This window comes from Neisseria oralis (assembly GCF_045062685.1).
Taxonomy (GTDB): domain Bacteria; phylum Pseudomonadota; class Gammaproteobacteria; order Burkholderiales; family Neisseriaceae; genus Neisseria; species Neisseria oralis.
Genome location: NZ_JBJGEB010000024.1, coordinates 1 through 5,036, shown reverse-complemented (window position 1 = coordinate 5,036; position 5,036 = coordinate 1). Strand labels below are relative to the sequence as shown.

The 5,036-nt window shown below is 55.8% G+C and carries 2 protein-coding genes; both read left to right on the top strand.

From position 1 onward, the window contains the following. Positions 1 to 4,179: DUF6531 domain-containing protein (locus ACI43T_RS11800; RefSeq protein ID WP_405387284.1), on the top strand; the 4,179-nt coding region annotated here is incomplete at its 5' end. A gap of 24 nt (positions 4,180 to 4,203) precedes the next feature. Further along, positions 4,204 to 4,662, top strand: coding sequence for a hypothetical protein (locus ACI43T_RS11795; protein ID WP_405387282.1), 459 nt, complete (start codon positions 4,204 to 4,206; stop codon positions 4,660 to 4,662). Positions 4,663 to 5,036: the final 374 nt, after the last annotated feature.

Genomic DNA, 5,036 nt, shown 5'->3' with positions numbered 1-5,036 from the left:
ATGGCCTTTCAAAAAACCGCCCGCAAAGACTCCGCCTTCCGCATCGTCTGCATCCTCCCAGACTTCTGCTTCCTACCCACTCCGCCTACCCCGCCTCAGGCCCCTCCCATCCCCTTCCCCCTCACCACCGACCTCGGCAAGGCCAAATCCGTCGCCCGCGACGTCCTCATCAACAAAAAACCCGCCTTCGTCTTCGACGCCAGCTACGCCCCAAAAACTTTCGGCGACGAACCCGCCGACCCTAAAGTCCCCGCCGGCGGCCTGCGCAAAAAAGGCATCCTCTCCCATACCGCCGGCGAAGCCGCATGGCCTTTCACCCATTCCTCCTCCGTCAAAATCCGCAACCACTACATCATCCGAACCGGCGACATGTTCCATATGAACAACAAGTACAAAGGCCGACTCAAAAAAAAATGCCCCGCATGTAAGGCTTCCGTCCTCGCCGGCCTGCCCGTCAACCCCATCCTCGGCATCAAGGTACTGACCGACGAAACCGATTTCGCCTTCTCCGGCATCCTCCCCCTTGTTTGGAACCGCAGCTACTTCTCCGACCAGCCCGGTACCGGTTGGCTCGGCAACGGTTGGAGCGTACCCGGATGCCGACGCATCGTACGCTCGGCCGATGGGATGACCTACATCGACGAACAGGGACGATGCCTGCCGCTGCCTAACCTCGACGACGGGGGACCAGTGCTCAATGAGGCCGAAATGCTCTGGTTCGCCCGCGACGGCGCGCATTATTTCGTCACCGCACTCGACGGTTCCCTCTCGTTGCGCTTCGTGCCGGCTTCGGTGTCCGACGACGACCCTGAAGGGGCGGATTGCCCGCTGTTCGTTTTGGCCGCAATCGAAGACGGCAACGGCAACTGTCAGCGTTGGCTGTACCATCCCGCCACCGGTCTGCCGCAGTTTGTCGTTGATGGCAACGGCCGGGTGTTCCACCTGCAATTCGGCAACGTCGCCTCCGCCGCCGAACCAATGATGCGGCTGACCGCGGTGTCGCTGCTTGACGCTCTGCCGCCCTTCGGTTCGACGCCGCCGCGCGGCAGGGTACTGGTGCGCTACGAATATTCCGCCACCGGCGACTTGCTGCGCGTGTTCGGCCGCGACGGCAACCTGTCCCGTTCCTTTACCTACCGCAACCACATCATGCTGTCCCATACCGACGCAGCCGGACTGGTCTCTTCCTACGAGTACGACCGCTACGATGCCGAAGGACGGGTACTGCTCAACACCGTATCCGACGGCCGGCAATGGCGCTTCGACTATCACGACGGCCATACCGACGTGACCGACGTACTCGGCCGCACCGAGCGCTACCGCTTCGACGGCAACAACGAACTGACCGGCCGCACCTTTGCCGACGGCTCCGAAACCTCGATGGAACGCGACCGCCTCGGCCGCCTGACCGCTTATACCGACGCGCTCGGCCGCACCACCTACTATCAGTACAGCCGCGAAGGCCAGCTCACCGACATCACCCGCCCCGACGGCGTCACCCTCCACCGCGAATACGACGACGACTACCGGCTCATCATCGCTTCCGACGCCGAGGGCAATACCGACAACTACGGCTACGACGACACCGGTAACCTGATCCGCCACACCGATACCGTCGGCGGCGTCACCCGTTTCAGCTATCTCGGCAACGGCCTGCTCGAAACCGTGACCGACCCCGAGGGACATACCGTTTCCTACCGCTACGGCACGGACAACCTGCCCGAAGCCGTAACCGACTGCTCCGGTTACGAAACCCGCTTCGAATACAACGAAGACGGCCTGCCGCTGCGCATCACCGATGCCGAAGGCGGCCGCACCGAATACCATTACGACGCCGCACTGCGGCCGGTGGTGGCCCGTTACGCCGACGGCAGCAATGAAACCTTCGCCTACGACGCCGCCGGCCGCCTCGTGCGCCACACCGATGCCGCAGGGCACGCCACCGGCTACGAATACGGCCCGGACGGCCTGCCGCTGCAACGTACCAACGCGCTCGGACACACCTTCCGCTACCACTACGACACCGCCCGCCGCCTAGTACGCCTGACCAACGAAAACGGTGCGCACTACCGCTTCGCCTACGGCCTGCTCGACGAACTTGCCGCCGAATGCGGTTTCGACGGCAAACTGACCGGCTACCGCTACAACGCCGCTGGCGAGCTGACCGAACAGCTCGAATACGGCCGGGTGGAGGAAGAGCGGGCGGCGGCGCTGCTCGCGCGGGACGGCGGGGAAATTTCGGACGGCCCCGCCCCGCTACGTACCGCCGCCTTTGACCGCGACAGCTTGGGACGGCTGACCCGCAGCCTGCTGCGGCAGGACGGCGGCGAATGGGAGACCCGTTTCGGCTACGATGCCGAAGGTCGCCTCGTGCGTGCCGCCGACGCAAACGGCATCACCTGCTTCGACTACGACGTACTCGGCCGCACCATTCAGGAAGCTTTCCGGCCGCACCGCCCCGAAGCCGACCGGGACGAAGCACTGCCTGAAACCGACTGGCAAAACCCCGACCACGACCTCATCCTGCTGCACAAGTTCCGCAACGTGCGCTACCGCTACGACGGCAACGGCAACCGTACCGCGGTCGAACTGCCCGGCGGCAGCGGCCTGGAAAACCTCTACTACGGCAGCGGCCACCTGCACCGGATCGCCTTTGACGGAGAAACCGTCACTGACATCGAACGCGACCGGCTGCACCGCGAAACCGGCCGCACCCAAGGCAGGCTGGCTAGCCGCTACACCCTCGACCCCCTCGGCCGTCTGAAAAGCCAGCTGGCCGTCCCGGCGGGACCGTCCGAAAGCAAAGGCAAAGCCGCCGTAACCGCCGCGGTAAAACGCAGCTACGGTTACGACCGTACCGGCAACCTGACCCAAAGCACCGACCCGAGGACGGGAACGACACAGTTCGAATACGACAAACTCGGCAGAATTACCCGTGCGGGTGACGAACTATTCGCCTTCGATCCGGCGCACAACATCGTCGACATACCCGCAAGGCCGTCTGAAAACATGCCCGAAGGAATTTCGGCAGCGGCGGACAAAGCACATACCGCCACCGTCAAAGACAACCGCATCAAAACCTACGACGGGGCCGAATACTACTACGACACCTTCGGCAACCTCACCTTCATGAGCCTGCCCGACGGCAGCAGCCGCACCCTGAGCTACGACCTCAAAGACCGCCTCGTGCTGGCCGAAATCTGGCGGGAGGGCGGCAAGGAAATCTGGCGCTACGAATACGACGCGCTCGACCGCAGGATTGCCAAAGAACAGGTTGAAGTCGGCGAAGAGCACCGCCCCGCCGCCGACGAGAAAGGCCGTCTGAAAACCGTCCCCGGCAGCCGCATCGAATTCGTTTGGGACGGCAGCCATCTGCTGCAGGAAATTCACCCGCACGGAAGCTATACCTACGTCTATACCGACCAAGATTCTTATGAACCGCTGGCGCAGATTTGCGAATGGGAGGACGAAGCGGGCGAAACCCGACGGCAGGTCAACTACTTCCACTGCGACCAAATCGGCCTGCCGCGGGAGATGACCGACGGCGAGGGAAGGCTGCTGTGGTTCGGCAACTATGGCGGCTGGGGCAAACTCACGGAGGAAACCAATATTGCCAATGCGCACCAGCCGTTCCGGTTGCAGAACCAGTATTGCGACGGGGAGACTGGGCTGCATTACAACTTCTTCAGGTACTACGACCCGCATTCGGGTAGGTTTGTTACACAGGACCCTGTTAAACTATGGGGAGGCGCTAATCTTTATTTATTTGCACCTAGTATTTGTCAATGGTCTGATGTACTCGGCTTAGCTAAAAGTAAAGGTGCACGAGCTACTATTACCTGTAATAAAGGTGGTTCGGTTTCTGAATATAAAGGACTAAGTAAAAACGCAGCAAGACGAGCAGGAAGAGAGCAAAACATTAACAAAAAGATTACTGATTTGTATGAACAAAAAGCCCGGGAAGATAGAAATCCAAATATCAATGGGACTTGTGCGGAAGCTGAAGCTCTCAGTAATCTTATGGAAAAAGAAGGTATTAAGGATATCAAAGGTTTAATGGATTTTATTAAAGAAAATAAATGTCGTTCAGAAGCATTTGATATGGCAACTGATGAACCTAAAGCTCCTTGCCCAAAACATTGTGAACCCGTGTTAACATTTTTAGGAGTTGCATTTTAATTTTCAAGCGATTGGAGAATTGATATGAAAAAAGAAGAAAATACCAATTTTTATCAAAAACTTATTCTGATAGAAGATGAAATATATGAGTCTGATATTCTAAACAATTATGACTTATTTATTAGAAAATGTATAGATTTCGCTAAGAAAAAAATTATTCCTCTTAGTGATAATCAAAAATATCTAGATGATAAAATCAAACTTAGTATAGATTTTATAGAAGGCAGACTTAGCAAATCTGAATTGATAGAGGCTTCATATCAATTTACCAAAGAGATTTATGCTTCCAGTTCAAATATAAAAGAGAAAAAAATAAAATATTTTATTTGCTTCCTCCTTGATTCTGATTTTCTACAGAATATTACTCCTGATGAACAACAGGATAGTTACATTAGTTATTTACTTTCTACTCTATATGAAATACAGGATAATATTGTGTTATGTGAAGAATTTTATAAATTTATTAATAAAGAACTGTCCTAAACCTACATTTTACGTGTACCCTTTATATTGGTTCTAGAATTTCTTTAGAGCAAACTCGGAGTTCATATCAAAAAATCATCTCATGAGTTAACGAAATTTCTTGACGAATCTCCAACTCGGAAGGCCGTCTGAAAACATTCCCGCAAGAATTTTTCGGAAACCTCGCCCCCACGTGCTTTAAAACGGGGACGATTCACAACAGTACAAATATTTCAGACGGCCTATCCGAACTTTCCAACCCCCGTATTGTCCCATACTGCATATTCCACTCATCCCGCCGCCGAGCAAACCGTCATCATGGCCTTTCAAAAAACCGCCCGCAAAGACTCCGCCTTCCGCATCGTCTGCATCCTCCCAGACTTCTGCTTCCTACC